The 15,637-nt window shown below is 68.3% G+C and carries 15 protein-coding genes; 8 read left to right on the top strand and 7 right to left on the bottom strand.

Features of this window, described 5'->3' with window-relative positions:
• Positions 1-158 precede the first annotated feature (158 nt).
• On the top strand, positions 159-365 hold the full coding sequence (locus ABD231_RS28000; protein ID WP_344158390.1) for a hypothetical protein: 207 nt from the start codon (positions 159-161) through the stop codon (positions 363-365).
• A 19-nt stretch (positions 366-384) separates the two neighbouring features.
• Here ABD231_RS28000 and moaA read toward each other — a convergent pair whose 3' ends face one another.
• The gene (moaA, locus tag ABD231_RS28005) at positions 385-1,407 is read right to left on the bottom strand and encodes a GTP 3',8-cyclase MoaA (RefSeq protein ID WP_344158392.1); all 1,023 of its coding nucleotides are present in this window, start codon (positions 1,405-1,407) and stop codon (positions 385-387) included.
• 91 nt (positions 1,408-1,498) lie between these two features.
• Here moaA and ABD231_RS28010 point away from each other — a divergent pair, with 91 nt between their 5' ends.
• From ABD231_RS28010 to ABD231_RS28020, 3 genes are all read left to right on the top strand, one after another.
• Positions 1,499-2,281 (top strand): SURF1 family cytochrome oxidase biogenesis protein, encoded by a 783-nt coding sequence (locus ABD231_RS28010; protein ID WP_344158394.1) that lies wholly within the window; start codon positions 1,499-1,501, stop codon positions 2,279-2,281.
• A 71-nt stretch (positions 2,282-2,352) separates the two neighbouring features.
• Positions 2,353-3,108 carry an SDR family oxidoreductase gene (locus ABD231_RS28015; RefSeq protein ID WP_344158396.1) on the top strand — a complete coding sequence of 252 codons (756 nt, stop codon included), beginning with the start codon at positions 2,353-2,355 and terminating at the stop codon, positions 3,106-3,108.
• Positions 3,109-3,209: 101 nt separating this feature from the next.
• Entirely contained in the window at positions 3,210-3,626 is a 417-nt protein-coding gene (locus ABD231_RS28020) for a hypothetical protein (RefSeq protein ID WP_344158398.1), read from the top strand.
• Here the strand turns inward: ABD231_RS28020 and ligD are convergent.
• Positions 3,623-4,684 carry a non-homologous end-joining DNA ligase gene (gene ligD / locus ABD231_RS28025; protein WP_344158400.1) on the bottom strand — a complete coding sequence of 354 codons (1,062 nt, stop codon included), beginning with the start codon at positions 4,682-4,684 and terminating at the stop codon, positions 3,623-3,625. The genes ABD231_RS28020 and ligD overlap by 4 nt on opposite strands.
• Positions 4,685-4,841: 157 nt before the next feature.
• Here ligD and ABD231_RS28030 point away from each other — a divergent pair, with 157 nt between their 5' ends.
• The 4 genes from ABD231_RS28030 to ABD231_RS28045 all read left to right on the top strand — a co-directional run bounded on the left by ABD231_RS28030 (position 4,842) and on the right by ABD231_RS28045 (position 11,620).
• On the top strand, positions 4,842-6,437 hold the full coding sequence (locus ABD231_RS28030; RefSeq protein WP_344158402.1) for a M4 family metallopeptidase: 1,596 nt from the start codon (positions 4,842-4,844) through the stop codon (positions 6,435-6,437).
• Between the two features lie 138 nt (positions 6,438-6,575).
• Entirely contained in the window at positions 6,576-8,966 is a 2,391-nt protein-coding gene (locus tag ABD231_RS28035; RefSeq protein ID WP_344158404.1) for a lamin tail domain-containing protein, read from the top strand.
• A gap of 66 nt (positions 8,967-9,032) precedes the next feature.
• On the top strand, positions 9,033-9,449 hold the full coding sequence (gene msrB, locus ABD231_RS28040) for a peptide-methionine (R)-S-oxide reductase MsrB (RefSeq protein ID WP_344158406.1): 417 nt from the start codon (positions 9,033-9,035) through the stop codon (positions 9,447-9,449).
• A 194-nt stretch (positions 9,450-9,643) separates the two neighbouring features.
• Positions 9,644-11,620 carry an AAA family ATPase gene (locus tag ABD231_RS28045; RefSeq protein ID WP_344158408.1) on the top strand — a complete coding sequence of 659 codons (1,977 nt, stop codon included), beginning with the start codon at positions 9,644-9,646 and terminating at the stop codon, positions 11,618-11,620.
• Here ABD231_RS28045 and ABD231_RS28050 read toward each other — a convergent pair.
• The 5 genes from ABD231_RS28050 to hemE are packed head-to-tail and all read right to left on the bottom strand — an operon-like array spanning position 11,617 to position 15,627.
• Positions 11,617-11,994, bottom strand: a complete 378-nt coding sequence (locus tag ABD231_RS28050) for a VOC family protein (protein ID WP_344158410.1) — start codon at positions 11,992-11,994, stop codon at positions 11,617-11,619. The genes ABD231_RS28045 and ABD231_RS28050 overlap by 4 nt on opposite strands.
• A 4-nt stretch (positions 11,995-11,998) precedes the next feature.
• Positions 11,999-12,694 carry a hydrogen peroxide-dependent heme synthase gene (hemQ, locus tag ABD231_RS28055; protein WP_344158412.1) on the bottom strand — a complete coding sequence of 232 codons (696 nt, stop codon included), beginning with the start codon at positions 12,692-12,694 and terminating at the stop codon, positions 11,999-12,001.
• Entirely contained in the window at positions 12,691-14,100 is a 1,410-nt protein-coding gene (gene hemG / locus ABD231_RS28060; protein WP_344158414.1) for a protoporphyrinogen oxidase, read from the bottom strand. Before hemG ends, hemQ begins: the two co-directional genes overlap by 4 nt.
• Positions 14,097-14,597, bottom strand: a complete 501-nt coding sequence (locus tag ABD231_RS28065) for a GNAT family N-acetyltransferase (protein WP_344158416.1) — start codon at positions 14,595-14,597, stop codon at positions 14,097-14,099. The genes hemG and ABD231_RS28065 overlap by 4 nt, the downstream gene beginning before the upstream one ends.
• Positions 14,587-15,627 carry a uroporphyrinogen decarboxylase gene (gene hemE, locus ABD231_RS28070; RefSeq protein WP_344158418.1) on the bottom strand — a complete coding sequence of 347 codons (1,041 nt, stop codon included), beginning with the start codon at positions 15,625-15,627 and terminating at the stop codon, positions 14,587-14,589. The genes ABD231_RS28065 and hemE overlap by 11 nt, the downstream gene beginning before the upstream one ends.
• Positions 15,628-15,637: the final 10 nt, after the last annotated feature.

Genomic DNA, 15,637 nt, shown 5'->3' on the forward strand with positions numbered 1-15,637 from the left:
CCGTGTCAGAATCTCCCGCGTGCTCTGAAGTTCACGGTTGGAATTCAGAGACTTGATGCGGCGTCGGACGGCTCCCCCCGTGGCTGTCCGACGTCGCTTCATTTGTGCCGGGGTCCCGGTTCATTTACCCCAGGCTATTGATAATTGAGGGATCAGGAATGGTTATGCCAGAGATCTGCTCGTCCAAGGGCTGCGGCAACGCCGCCACCTGGGCGGTGCTGTGGAACAACCCCAAGATCCACACCCCGGACCGGCGCAAGACCTGGCTGGCCTGTGACGAACACAAGGCGACCTTGTCCGACTTCCTGGACCGGCGGGGATTCCTGCGCGACGTCGAACCTTTCAGCGCGACAGCGGAGTCTTAGCGAAAAAGCACATTTCCGGTTATCCGCCGATCGCCGACATCGGGCGAACGGGTTGCAGGAACGCCGGATCGTTGATCCCGTGCCCCGGGAGTTTCTTCATCATCGCGCGCCGCCAGCGATCCGCGAGTTCCGCGTCATCGGCACCGGAACGCATTGCCGTGCGCAGATCGGATTCCGTCCGGGCGAACAAGCAGTCGCGCACCTGACCATCGGCGGTCAGCCGGACGCGGTCGCAATCACCACAGAACGGCCGCGTCACCGACGCGATGATCCCGACCGTCTGCGAACCGCCGCGCACACTGAAGATCTCGGCCGGCGCACTCCCCCGGGCCGCCGCATCGGTCGGCTCCAGACCGAACCGCTCACCGAGCTGTTCGAGGATCTCGTCGGCCGTCACCATCGTGGCCCGGTTCCACCCATGCTGTGCGTCCAGCGGCATCTGCTCGATGAACCGCAGCTCGTAGCCGTGCTCCAGGCAGAACTCCAGCAACTCCGGAGCGTGGGTGTCGTTGATGCCCCGCATCAGTACGGCGTTCACCTTGACCGGCGTGAGCCCAGCCTCCTGGGCGGCCACCATCCCGGCGAGCACGTCCTTCAGGCGATCCCGCCGGGTCAGCTCAACGAAAGTATCGGGACGAATGGTGTCGAGACTCACATTCACGCGGTCCAGCCCGGCCGCCTTGAGCGCGACCGCCTGCCGGGCCAAGCCGATCCCGTTCGTGGTCAGTGACACCTCGGGCCGCGGCGTGAGCGCCGTCGTACGGGCGACGATGTCGACCAGGCCGCGGCGCAGCAAGGGCTCGCCACCGGTGAAGCGGATCTCGTGCACACCGAGCTGGGTGACCGCGATCCCCACCAGCCGGACGATCTCGTCGTCGGTGAGCAGTTCCGGCTTGGCCAGCCAGTCCAGGCCCTCTTCCGGCATGCAGTACGTGCAGCGCAGATTGCAACGGTCCGTGAGCGAGACGCGCAGATCCGTGGCGATCCGGCCGTACGTGTCTGCCAGACCTGCCTGCGTCGCCACCTCATCGGTTGCCCTCACCAGCCCAGAGTACGTGCCGACGACGGACTGCGGCCCAAGACCTTCCCCACCCCACCACCCCGGTCTTTCTGCGATGGCTTAAGTTCGAGACGTGCGTCGACTGATGAACGTCCGGTGGCTCGGCGCCGCGCTGACGATCCTGGTCCTGGCCACGGTCTGCGTTCAGCTCGGCCGCTGGCAACTGCATCGGCTGCACGACCGGGAGGTCCGCAACGGCGTGACCACGTCAAACTTGGCCGCTGCACCGGCGCCGCTCGACCAGATCGTCGGCCCGCAGGGCGTCGTCGGCGACCAGCACGCGTGGCGAACGGCGGAGGTCACCGGCCGCTTCGACGCCGCCAAGCAGATAGTTCTGCGCTATCGGAACGTGAACGACCGGCCCGGATTCGAAATCGTCACCCCACTGGTACTGCCGAGCGGCAAGGCGATCCTGGTCGACCGCGGGTTCCTGGCCCGGCAAGGCGCCGAACTCGCCCCGGGCAAGGTGCCCGCCGTACCGGATGGCGAGGTGACGATCACCGGCCGGCTGCAGCGCAGCGAGCGCGGCGGAAGCACCAATGGCGGTACGCCGGACAACGGGACCGCGCGGCTGATCAACGGGCCGGCGTACGCGAAGGCCCTTGGTCTGGACCTGTATGACGGCTACCTGATGATCGACAGCCAGGTTCCGGCCAACGACCCGGCGTTCGGGAAGTTCCCCGGGCCCGAGATCGACAGCGGACCGCACTTCTTCTACGCCCTGCAGTGGTTCCTGTTCGCGATCCTCGCCGTCGCCGGGCTGGTCTACTTCACCCGCCGGCCGGCCACCGACGCGGCCGGCGAAGTTGTTGCCGAGCGCAACGAAGAGCCGGAACCCGCGACCCCTCGGGACTGACAAACGAACGCTTGCCGTCGGCCACGAACTGTCGAGGTGCGGACCTTGCGGCAGTGAGGCAGGATGGTGCCGTGGACCTTGGACTGCGCGACCGCATCTACATCGTCACCGGTGCCAGCACCGGCCTCGGCTTCGCCACCGCGAAGGCCCTGGCCGCCGACGGAGCCCGGCTCGTCATCTCAAGCCGGAGCGAGGAGAACATCACCCGCGCCGCCGCCGAGCTCGGTGAGAACGTCGTCGGCATCCCGGTCGACAACGCCGATCCGGAGAGCGCCGAGCGGCTGGCGGCCACCGCGATCGCCAAGTGGGGCGCCCTGCACGGTGCCCTGATCAGCGTCGGCGGCCCGAAGCCCGGGACCGCGCTGGACTCCGACGAGTCCGACTGGCAGGCCGCCTTCAACAGCGTCTTCCTCGGTGGTCTGCGGATCGCGAAGTCGGTCGCCCGGGCCGGCTCGGACGGTACGTCGATCGCGTTCGTGCTGTCCTCGTCGGTCAAGTCCCCGATCGCCGGCCTGGCGATTTCCAACGGCCTGCGGCCCGGTCTCGCGATGGTCGCCAAGACGCTCGCCGACGAGCTCGGCCCGAACGGCGTCCGCGTCAACGGCCTGCTCCCCGGCCGGATCGCCACTGACCGGCTCAAGGAACTGGACGGCAAGGGCGGCGACCCCGAGGTGGCCCGCCGCAGCGCCGAGCGGACCATTCCGCTCCGCCGGTACGGCGATCCCGACGAGTTCGGCCGAGTTGCCGCATTCGTCCTCTCCCCCGCCGCGTCGTACCTGACCGGCGCCATCATCCCGATCGACGGCGGCGCACTCCGCACGTTCTAGGCACGGGATCTTCACAGCATTTCTTGGTAATTACTCGCATAGATCACAGAGGCGCTGTTATCTTCTAACAGCCTCATTCGCCCCTTGGGAGGAACTGATCCATGCGCGCCAAGATCCGGACGGCCGGCGTACTGCTCGGCACACTTGCACTGGTGGTCACCACGACCGGCGTCGCGAACGCCGCGTCGTTCAGCTACGGCGCCTACGAGGGCGGCGGCTATGGGCTCTGGCAGCAGGACCCGGGCGACGACCCGCGGCCGTTCCATGGCGGAACCGCACCCGGGGACGCGATCGCCGCGTGCGACATCGAGGCGGACGGGTGGGGAATCGAGGTGCGCCTGGACATCCGCCGCGACGGCGACATCGACCGGGTGGTCAGCACCCGCGGTCACGCCGCCGAGTACTGCTCGGGCTGGGCCAGCGGCGATCTTTCGGAGGGAACCCCGGTCCGCGTCTGGGTCGTGAAGGTCAACGGCAACACCGACTACCACCCGGTCTACAAGGACGGCACCGCCTAGTCGTCCTTCGGTCGGTCGCGGTCCTTGGACGGCTGCACCCGCTTGGGTTCCCCCGGCATCTTCGGGTACTCGGGCGGGTAGGGCAGATCGGCCTCGCCATGATCACGCTCATGCTTGGCCGACAGCTCCAGCAGTGAGTCGAGGGAGAAGGCCTGCTCGCCGACCGCGGCGTGCAGGTCACCGACCTCGGCGAACCGGGCCGGCATCGTGAGCACATCGAAGTCATCCGGTACGACGTCCTCGAGCTCCTCCCAGCGCAGTGGCGCCGACACCCGCGCCCGCGCGTTCGGACGGACCGAGTAGGCCGAGGCGATGGTCCGGTCCCGGGCCATCTGGTTGTAGTCGATGAAAATGCGCTCGCCGCGCTCCTCCTTCCACCAGTTCACCGTGACCTGCTCGGGGAGCCGCTTGGACAGCTCACGCCCGAGCGCGATCACCGCCCGCCGCGCCTGGATGAAGTCCCAGCGTGGCTCGATCGGCACGTAGACGTGCAGGCCGCGGCCGCCTGAGGTCTTCGGGAAACCCTCCAGGCCGTGCTCGGCGAGCAGCTCACGCAGCGCCGGAGCCACCGCGACCGCGCTCTTGAAGTCCGTCCCCGGCTGCGGGTCGAGGTCGATCCGGAGCTGGTCCGGATTGTCGACGTTCGGCCGGCGGACCGGCCAGGGGTGGAAGGTCAGCGTGCCCAAGTTGGCGGCCCAGGCGACCACGGCCAGCTCGGTCGGGCAGACCTCGTCGGCGGGCCGGCCACTCGGGAACTTGATGGTCGCGGTCTCCACCCACTCGGGCGCGCCCTTGGCGACCCGCTTCTGGTAGAACGCATCGCCGCGGTTGTCGGCCCGGGTGGACAGTTTGGCGCCCTCGAACCAGCCGCCCGGCCAGCGCTCGAGCGTGGTCGGCCGGTCCCGGAGCGCGCCCAGGATGCCGTCGCCGACCGCGACGAAGTAGTTCACGATGTCGAGCTTGGTCAGCCCGCGATCCGCGAAGTACGGCTTGTCCGGGTTGCTCACCCGCACCTGCCGACCACCGATCTCGAGCTCGATTGCCTTGGTCGCCGCCATGCGGTGACGCTACCGCGTGGCACCGACAAACGGCGGAAAACTGCGGAAAGGCAAGTTTTCGTAAAGGCTAGGCACGTCCGGTAACTGGGCGGTAACGTACGTGCACTTCGTTCCTGGGGCGTGAGGCCTCCGGGACGCTTCTAAGAGGAGCGCGAGGATGAACAGATCCGCCCTGTTCGCCGCTGCCACCGCAGTAGCGACCACCACCGCCCTAGGGCTGACCTCGGCCACCACCGCCACCGGTGCGCCCACGGCAGCCCCCGTCCCCAGTCCTGCGGCTGCCGTCGCCCGGGCCAAAGCAGCAGTGAGCGACAACCTCGCCGCGCTGAAGGCCGGCACGGCCGACGCGTTCGCCGTCCGCGACGTGATCGTCGACAAGAGCGGCGCCACGCACGTCCGGATGGACCGGACGATCGGTGGGCTCAAGGTGCTCGGTGGCGACGTCGTCGTCCACCAGGACGCCGCCGGCGCCTTCAAGAGCGCCAGCATCACCCTGACCAGGAGCGCGAACGTCGACCGGACGCCGAAGGTCAGCATCGCCACCGCGACCGGCAAGGCACTCGCCAAGGGCCAGAAGGCCGAAGGCAAGCCCGCGCTGGTGATCGAGGCCCGCAAGGGCGCGCCGCGACTGGCGTACCTGGTCACCACGACCGGCACCCAGGCCGACGGGACGCCCAGCCACATCACCACCACGATCGACGCCGTGACCGGCGCCAAGCTGATCAGCGAGCAGCACATCGAGACCGCGACCGGTGACGGCCAGAGCCTGTACTCCGGGACGGTGCCGATCGACACCACCCCGGCGACCGGCGGCTTCACGCTGACCGACCCGGTCCGTGGCAACGGCGCGACCGGCGACGCGAACAACAAGACCGAGTCGATCCTGTGCCAGCTGTTCGGCTTCGGCTGCATCGTGCCGACCAAGTTCAACGACGCGGACAACCACTGGGGCAACGGCACCAACGCCGACCGCGCCAGCGCCGCGGTCGACGCCCACTACGGCGCCGCGACGACGTTCGACTACTACAAGAACACCCACGGCCGGAACGGCATCTTCAACAACGGCAAGGGTGTCCCGAGCCGCGTGCACTACGGCACCAACTACGTCAACGCCTTCTGGGACGGCAAGCAGATGACGTACGGCGACGGCGACAACGTCGTCGCGGGACCGCTGGTCTCGATCGACGTGGCCGGCCACGAGATGTCCCACGGCGTCACCTCGGCGACCGCGAACCTCACCTACTCCGGTGAGTCCGGCGGCCTGAACGAGGCCACCAGCGACATCTTCGGCACCCTGGTGGAGTTCTACTCCAACAACGCCTCCGACCCGGGTGACTACTACATCGGCGAAGAGATCATGAAGGACCGCCCGGCACTGCGCTTCATGGACAAGCCGAGCAAGGACGGCAAGTCCGTCGACTGCTGGTCGTCCGGTGTCGGCAACCTCGACGTGCACTACTCCTCCGGCGTGGCGAACCACTTCGTCTACCTGCTCGCCGAGGGCACCGGCGCCAAGGTGTTCGGCGGCCTGCAGCACAACTCGACCACCTGCAACGGCAGCACGCTGCAGGGCATCGGCCGGGACAAGGTCGGCAAGATCTGGTACCGCGCGCTGACCGTCTACATGACGACCAGCACCAACTACGCCCAGGCCCGGACCGCGACGCTGAACGCGGCCAGCGACCTGTACGGCGCCAACAGCCCCGAGCGGGCCGCTGTTGCCGCCGCCTGGACCGGAGTGAGCGTCAACTAACTCCCTGTGATTTCGCCGGTCCTGTCCCACTGGGGCGGGCAGGACCGGCGAATGATCCCCCCTGCGGATCGGCAACGGAACCTGCTGTTCACGCATTGGACCTTCCGGCGGACCTATGCGGGTGTGAGAATCCGCGACATGTCTGCCCATCTTCGATCACGACGCCGCCTGGGCGCCCTGGTCATCACTTCCACTCTTATCGCCTCCGGCGCGGCCGTCATCGCGGCGAACCCGGCGGGCGCCGCCTCCGCCTCGGTGGTCATCACCGAGGTGTACGGCGGTGGCGGCAACAGCGGGGCGCCGTACACGAACGACTTCATCGAGCTGACCAACAACAGCTCCGCGCCGGTCGACCTGACCGGCTGGACGATTCAGTACGCCTCTGCGGCCGGCACCTCGTGGGCCAACAAGATCAACCTGACCGGCTCGATCGCCCCCGGCGCTGTCTACCTCGCCCAGGGCGCGTCCGGCGGTGCCAACGGGCAGCCGCTGCCGACACCGGACGCCACCGGCAGCGTGAACATGTCCGCCGCCTCCGGCAAGGTCGCCTTGGTCAACTCGGCCACCAGCCTGAGCTGCACGACCGGCTGCGCCACGGCGCCCGGCGTGATCGACTTCGTCGGGTACGGCGCGGCCAACGACTTCGAGACCAGCGCCGCACCGGGCACCTCGAACACGACGTCGGCCACCCGCAAGGTGCCGACCACGGACGCCGACAACAACGGCACCGAGTTCGCCGAGCTCGCGCCGACGCCGAAGGTGCTCACCAACACTCCGCCGCCGCCGGACCCGATCGACGCCAAGATCCACGACATCCAGGGTGCCGCGCACCTCTCGCCGCTCGTCGGCAAGCTGGTCGGCAATGTGACCGGTGTCGTGATCGCCAAGAGCGGCAACGGCTTCTGGTTCCAGGACCCGCAGCCGGACGACAACCCGGCCACCAGCGAGGGCCTGTTCGTCTTCACGAGTTCCGCGCCGACCGTGTCGGTGGGTGACGCCGTGACCGTGCAGGGCACCGTGACCGAGTTCCGGCCGGGTGGCTCAGGCGGTGTCACGAACCTCACCACGACCGAGCTGACGCAGGCGAAGATCACGGTCACCGGGACTGCCGCCGTACCGGCTCCGACGCTGGTCGGCCCGGGTGGGCGAGTGCCGCCGTCGACTGTGATCGACAACGACTCGTCCGGTGATGTCGAGACGACTGGGACTTTTGATCCGGCCGAGGACGGTCTGGACTTCTGGGAGTCGCTCGAGGGTATGTGGACCGGGATCGACCAGCCGCAGGTCACCGGCCCGACATCCTCCTTCCGCGAGCTGTCCGTCGTACCGGCTGGGGCTGGGGTGCGGACGGTCCGTGGCGGCATCGTGCTGCAGAAGACCGACAGCAACCCCGAGCGCATCCTGCTCGACGACCTGCTGACCCCGATCCCGGACGCCAAGACCGGTGACAAGCTCGCCGGGACGGTCGCGGGTGTCGTCGACTACGGGTTCGGCAACTTCAAGCTGCTGCCGACCACGACGCCGACCGTGATCGACGGTGGCGTGAAGCGCGAGACGACCAAGGCGTCCTCGCCGCTGCAGGTGTCGGTCGCGACCTTCAACGTGGAGAACCTCGACCCGTCCGACGGCGACGCCAAGTTCGACGGGCTCGCGCAGGCCGTGGTCAAGAACCTCGCATCGCCGGACATCATCGGCCTCGAGGAAGTTCAGGACAACGACGGCGCGACCAACTCCGGTACGACGGCCGCGAACGTGACCCTGGATCTGCTGACCGCGGCGATCGTGAAGGCGGGCGGACCGCAGTACGCCTACCGCCAGATCGACCCGGTGAACAACGCCGAGGGCGGTGAGCCGGGCGGCAACATCCGGGTCGCGTTCCTCTACCGCACCGACAAGGCGGTCAAGTTCGTCGACCGGGCCGGCGGCGGTTCGGCGGTCGCGACCACGATCACCACCGACCGGCGGGGCCGGCCGCACCTGAGCGCCTCCCCCGGTCGCGTCGACCCGGCCAACCCGGCGTGGGCCGCGACCCGGGTCCCGCTCGCGGGCGAGTTCACCTGGCACGGCCAGAGCCTGTTCGTGGTGGTCAACCACTTCAGCTCCAAGGGCGGCGACAACCCGCTCTGGGGCCGGACCCAGCCGCCGGTCCAGGTGACCGCGGCCAAGCGGCACCAGCAGGCGCAGGCGGTCCGTGGCTTCGTCGACCAGATCTTCGCCAAGGACACCGGGGCGAACGTGATCGTGCTCGGTGACCTGAACGACTTCGACTTCTCCGAGACCACGGACATCCTGGTCGGGTCGGGCAAGACCGCACTGATCGACATGCCCCGGACGCTGCCGCTGAAGGAGCGCTACAGCTACGTGTTCGAGGGCAACAGCCAGATCCTCGACCAGATCCTGATCTCGAAGAACCTGCAGCCGGCCTCGTCGTACGACGTGGTGCACATGAACGCGGAGTTCCCGGACCAGATCAGTGACCACGACCCCCAGGTGGTGCGGGTGATCCCGCTCCCGTCCTGGGTGCGCTGATTGCCGGAGTCTTACGTGTTGGCGGTAGTGCAAGGTTTTCCTTGCGCTACCGCCGATACTGGGGACGTGACTGATTCGACCAAGCAGTACGCCGTAGAGAAGTCAGACGCGGAGTGGAAGGCGCAGCTGTCCCCCGCGGAGTTCCAGGTGCTGCGCAAGGCCGGTACGGAGCGAGCCTTCACCGGTGAGTACACCGACACCAAGACCATCGGTGTCTACAAGTGCCGGGCCTGTGACGCGGAGCTGTTCCGCAGCGAGACCAAGTTCGACTCGCACTGCGGCTGGCCGTCGTTCTTCGCGCCGCTGGCCGAGGACCGGGTCGAGTACATCGAGGACACCGCCCTCGGGATGAAGCGCGTCGAGGTCCGCTGCGCGAACTGCGGCTCGCACCTGGGCCACGTGTTCGAGGGCGAGGGCTACGGCACGCCGACCGACCTCCGGTACTGCATCAACAGCGTCAGCCTGGCGCTGCAGCCGGAGTGATCGACTGCTAGGGGGTGTCTCTTGGGTCCGCGCCGTAGCGAGCATGTGCTCGGTGCGGTAGCTCGGTGTGCTGGAGGGGAGGCCTCGATGCTTTTCCATCGTGGCCTTTCCTCCAGTGCGGCGAGGTGCCGTGCCGAGTGCAGCGCAGTAGGCGTGGGCCCAAGAGACACCCCCTCGACCACTAGACTGCGACCGTGCTGGATGTCCTGGGTGCTGAGCAGGCGTGGGAGGTGCCGGGGGCCTGGGTGACGGCCGTCCGGCAGAGGTTGCATGCGTGGGGCCAGGACCAGCGGTCGTTGCGGCCGCTGCGTCCGGATGCGTTCGCGGGATTCGCGAAGGGGACCCCGGCCGCGGTCTGGTTCACAAATCAGGTGGCTCCGCTGCTCGGCGGATGGATTCCGGTGCTGCACGGCGACCACGCCGATCTCGGTGCGGTCCTCGCGCGCGAGTTCCAGCGGCCGACGTACCGGATCGGTGGTGCCGGGCACATTGTGCGGGTCGCACCGACCGACTGGCCGTTGCAGGTGATCGCGGGCGCGCAGGGGTTCCGTGAGCAGGGGCGGAAGCACGCCGTCGAGGTGTCGCGGGACGTGGTGGCCATGTTCACCGACGCGCCGCCGCTGGCGGCCCGGGCAAAGGCGTTGACGGCTGCGTTCGACCGGGTCCTCGCCGACCGCGATGCGATCCACCTGCACATGACCGCTGACTACCCCGCGATCGTGCAGTACTGGCGGACGACCGCGCTCACGGACGCGGAGCACGCCGTACTGCCGGAGCTGGCCGGCCCGAACGCCGCTCTGAAGTACTCGCTGAACTCGCTGCGGGACGCGCACGCCAAGCTGCTGATGACGATCCCGGACGAGTACGCCGGTGACTTCGCGCAGCTGATGGCCGGGATGATTCTGGCCGGGCGGCTCACCAACCTCCCGCCGGGGGTCGCGCAGATTCTCGGCCCGGCCGCTCAGGACGTCGAGAAGGCGTTCGCGTCCGCGCGGACCGGGTTCCGTCCGCAAGCCTGGCTGGAGGCGAACACCGAGTGGCTGGGTCGCGCCGTACGGCATGACCAGCGCGCGGCCGCCCAGACCTGGGCCGCTGCGGCGACCCGTGTCTCGGTCCACCTGTCCGGTGCGCTCGGCGACGCGCCCTGGCCGGATCCGCTCATTCCGGACCTCGACGCGCTCTTCCGGCTCCTCGATCGGGACCGCCGTCCCGTGGCCGTAGCCGAGCAGGCGGAGACCTCTCTCTCCTCTGCCTGGGACAACGCGCAGACCACACCGCAGGCGGCTGCCAAGCCTGTTGCGCTGGGACCGGTCGACTTCACGAACGACCCGCTCGCCGAGCTCGACTCGCTGGTCGGGCTGGAATCGGTGAAGGACTCGGTCCGCAAGATGGTGGCCGAGGTCAAGACCAACCTGCGTCGCCAGGAGCTCGGCCTGCCGAGCCACGAGCGGGCACGACACATGGTCTTCGTCGGCAAACCCGGTACGGCGAAGACGACGATCGCGCGGCTGCTGAGCCGCATGTACCACCAGCTCGGCGTACTGGAGAAGGGTCACGTGGTCGAGGTCGACCGCTCCGACCTGGTCGGCTCCAGCACCGGTACGACGGCGCCGATGACCGCGGAGAAGTTCCGCGAGGCGATCGGCGGCGTGCTGTTCGTCGACGAGGCGTACACGCTGGTGCCCGAGAACAGCCCGGGTGACTACGGGCTGGAGGCCATCGCGACGATCCTGAAGCTGATGGAGGACCACCGCAACGACTGCATCGTGATCGTGGCCGGGTACCACCGCGAGATGCAGCGGTTCATGGAGTCCAACACCGGTCTGGCATCGCGGTTCCCGAAGCTGCTGTCATTCGCCGAGTACGACACGAACCAGCTGGTCGCGATCTTCGAGCTGCAGGCGCGGTACAAGGGGATGACGTACAGCGACGACGTACTGGATGTCGTCCGGTCGATCATTCCGCCGTCACCACGTGGCCACAACTTCGGCAACGGCCGCTTCATCCGGAACGTTCTGGAAGAGGCGATCTCCAACCAGGCCACGCGATTGTCCGCCCGCGACCCCGACTCCCTCACGGAGAAGGACCTCCGCGAGCTGCTGCCGGAGGACGTCCGGCCGCCGATGTCGATGCGGGCCGAGGACTACCTGTTCCAGAAGCCCGGCACTTAAACCGGAGTGGCCAGGGCGACCGGGTTGCCTTCGGGGTCGGCGAGGTAGGCCTGGCGTTCGCCCCACGGCATGGTCGCCGGCTCCTGGAGGATCGGGTGGCCGTGCTTGCGGAACATCTCCACCTCGGCCTCGACATCGTCGACGTACACGAAGAGTTCGAAGCGCGGCGCCGTACCGACGGTGATGCCGAGGGTCGCCTCCGGCCAGTTGGAGTCGGCGATCCCGAGCGAGGATTCGCCGCGCTCGAGGCCGACATAGTGCGGGTCGCCCTCGAGCGGGAACTGGTATGTCATCTCGTAGCCGAGCAGCGCGTAGAACTCGACCGACCGCCGGACATTGCTCACGTAGAGCACCGGGAACGCCTTGCGGTGCATGATGTCAGGCCAGGTTGGCGATCAGGTCGCCCAGCTCGGTGCGCTTGCCGGTGTAGAACGGCACTTCCTCACGCACGTGCCGACGCGCGGTGGACGCCCGCAGGTCGCGCATCAGGTCGACCATCCGGTGCAGCTCGTCGGCCTCGAAGGCCAGCATCCACTCGTAGTCGCCGAGCGCGAACGAGGCGACCGTGTTGGCCCGCACATCCGGGTAGCCGCGGGCCATCTTGCCGTGCTCGGCCAGCATGAACCGGCGCTCCTCGTCGGGGAGCAGGTACCACTCGTAGGAGCGGACGAACGGATACACGCAGACGTACGCGCGCGGCTCCTCGTCGGCGAGGAAGGCCGGGATGTGGCTCTTGTTGAACTCGGCCGGCCGGTGCAGCGCGAGCTGCGACCAGACCGGGGCCAGGTGCCGGCCGAGCCGGGACCGGCGCAGCGCGTGGTACGCCTTCTGCAACGCGTCCGAGGTCGGCGCGTGCCACCAGACCAGGAAGTCGGCGTCGGCGCGGAAACCCTCGACGTCGTAGATCCCGCGGATCACCACGTCGTCGGCCGCGAGCTTGCCGACCAGCTCGGACAGCTCCGCGGTCAGCTCGTCACGGTCCGCGTCACCGAGCGGGGTCTCGACTTTGAAGACCGACCACATGGTGTAGCGGATCACATTGTTCAGCTCGCGCGCCTTCGGCTTGTCCGTCACGGGACCATTCTCTCCAATGAATCGGTGAAACCACGCACCCGGGTGGCCGCTTTCACACCCGAGGCCACACAGGCGGCGATCCCGACACCCCGGTACGCCGCGCCTGCCACGGCCAACCCCGGTACGTCGGCGATGGCCGCTTCCACGCGGTCGACGCGGTCGAGGTGACCGACGGCGTACTGCGGAAGCCCGCCGCCCCAGCGAGTCACGATCGAGCCGACGATCGGTCCTTGGAGGCCGATCGCCTGCTTCAGATCGGACACGGCCAGCCGGACGAGCTCCTCGTCGGACCGCTGCAGCACGTATTCCTCACCGAGCCGGCCGACCGAGGTCCGCAGTACGGCGAGGTCTCCCCCGGCGTCGTTCGACCACTGCCACTTGGCGTGTGAGTACGTCGAGGCCTTGATGGTCCGGCCCTCGACCGAAGGGACCAGGAAGCCGGAGCCAGTCGCGTCGGCGGGCCAGTCGTCCTTGCGGACCGCGAGCGTGACGATCGCCATACTCGCGTACTCGATCGCGGCCAGCTCGGTCGATGCCGTCGGCACCAGGTCGGCCAGCATCCGGCTCGCAGGCGCGGCCGGGGTCGCGACGATCACCGCGTCGGCGGTCAGGTACGTCGGCGCCGGTACCGGACCGGCTTCCAGTTCGAACCCGTCCGGCGTGCGGGTGATCCGCCGTACGGCGAGTTGTCGTTGGATGGTGACGCCGCGGGCGAGGAGGTCTTGCTCCAGCGCGGTGATCAGCCGGTTCACGCCACCGACGATCCCGGCGAACACGGGCTCACCCGCCCGCTTCTGGCCCGCCTCCCGCAACTCGCCCGTCGCGGCGAGCAGGCTAGGTGCCGTCCGCAACTTCGCGTACAGATCCGGGACCGCTGCGGCCAGCGAGATCTCATCCGCCTTGCCCGCGTACACCCCACCAAGCAACGGATCGATCAACTTCTCCGTCACCGCCGACCCCATGCGCTCGGCCACAAACCGCCCGATCGCCACATCTTGTTCGAGCGCAGGCGGCCCCAACTCCGCCTCCCGCGCAACCTGCTCAGCCGCCGCCTCCCCCAGTACGTCGGCCGCCGCGGCCGGGTCGACCGGAACGCCCATCACCGTCGGCGGAATCGCCCGAATCCGATCGCCGACCCACAACCCAGCCGAGGTAGTTGCCGGATGCACCAGCTCGTCAGCGAGCCCAACCGCCTTGATCAGCTCCACAGCCTCCGGCCGCCGAGCCAGCACCGACTCAGCCCCCAAATCAACCGGCACCCCCTCAACCTCAGCCCCGGCCAACTTCCCACCCAGCCGCGGCGACCCCTCGAGCACCGTGATCTGCGGCGGATTGGGCCCATTCGCCAACGCATGCGCAGCCGCCAACCCGCTGATCCCGCCACCCACCACAACAACCCGACTCACAAACCCTCCAAGCTCAGCTCATACGCCACCTGCGGCCTCGGCCCTTCGGTTTCCGCAATACGTTGGAAGCCCGTTCGTTCCAGCACGGTCCACGAGGCAACGTTTGCGCGTGCTGCGCCTGCGGTCAGTTGCTTAAGGGCGTAGTCGCTCGCCGCGATCCGCACGATCGCTCGTACGGCGGCTGTCGCCAGCCCGCGGCCGGTGACGCGTTCGGCGAGGCGGTAACCCAGCTCGGCCGACCTGTCCTCGACATCGACGAGGTTCACCCGGCCGACGACGGCACCGCTCGGCTCCACGAGCACGTGGAACTGGCAGACACCCTCGGCTTGCTCCACCAACCGTGCGTCCAGGATCTCCGCGAAATGCTCGAAGAACTCGTCACCACGGTCGGCGATCGACAAGGCGAAGTACGAACGGTTCTCGCGCTCAAAAGCCAGCAGCGCGTCGGCGTGATCCGCGGTCAGGCGTTCGAGAGTGACGCCGTACTCAGACAGCACGAGCGGACTTCGACTGCACGTGCTTGACGATCCGGTTCAGCACCTCGGGATCGGCATCCGGCGGAACCCCATGGCCGAGGTTGAAGATATGCCCCGGAGCCGCCTGCCCTTCGACCAGGATCCGGTCGATCTCCGCCTCCAGCACCTCCCAGCCCGCGTGCAGCAGCGCCGGATCGAGGTTCCCCTGCACCGGCTTCCCACCGATCCGCCGCGTGGCCTCGCCGAGCGGCACCCGCCAATCGGCACCTACGACATCAGCACCAGCGGCGCTCATCAGGCCAAGCAGCTCACCGGTATTCACCCCGAAGTGGATCTTCGGTACGTCGTACGCAGCCAGCGCCTCGAACACCTTCGCCGAATGCGGCAGCACGAACCGCTCGTAGTCGCGCGGCGACAACCCACCGGCCCACGAGTCGAACAGCTGAATCGCCGACGCCCCCGCCTCGACCTGCACGGTCAGATACGCGATCGCCACATCCGCCAACCGATCCGCCAGCGCGTGCCACAGCTTCGGGTCGCTGTGCATCAGCGCCTTCGTCTTGGCGTGGTCCTTGCTCGGCCCACCCTCGACCAGGTACGACGCCACCGTGAACGGCGCGCCCGCGAATCCGATCAGCGGGGTCTCCCCCAATTGCCGTACGAGCTCCTGCACCGACTCCGTGATGTACGGCACGTCCGCCGGCGTCACCGGGCGGACCGCATCCACCCCGGCCAGGTCCCGGATCGGGTCCGCGACCACCGGTCCGACACCGGGCTTGATCTCCACCCCGAACCCGGTCGACTTCAGCGGCGTCACGATGTCGGAGTAGAAGATCGCCGCGTCGACGCCGTAACGGCGTACCGGCTGCAGCGTTATCTCGACGACGAGGTCGGGCCGCATACACGACTCGAGCATCGTGGTCCCCTCCCGGACCGCGCGGTACTCGGGCAGCGAACGGCCGGCCTGGCGCATGAACCACACCGGAGTGTGCGGGCCGGGCTCACCACGGGCGGCGAGCAAGAAGGGGGAACGGGCAAGCGTCGAGGGCACCCCACGATGA

Origin of the sequence: Kribbella yunnanensis, from assembly GCF_039529655.1 — a bacterium.
In the GTDB taxonomy this organism is placed as follows: Bacteria; Actinomycetota; Actinomycetes; order Propionibacteriales; family Kribbellaceae; genus Kribbella; species Kribbella yunnanensis.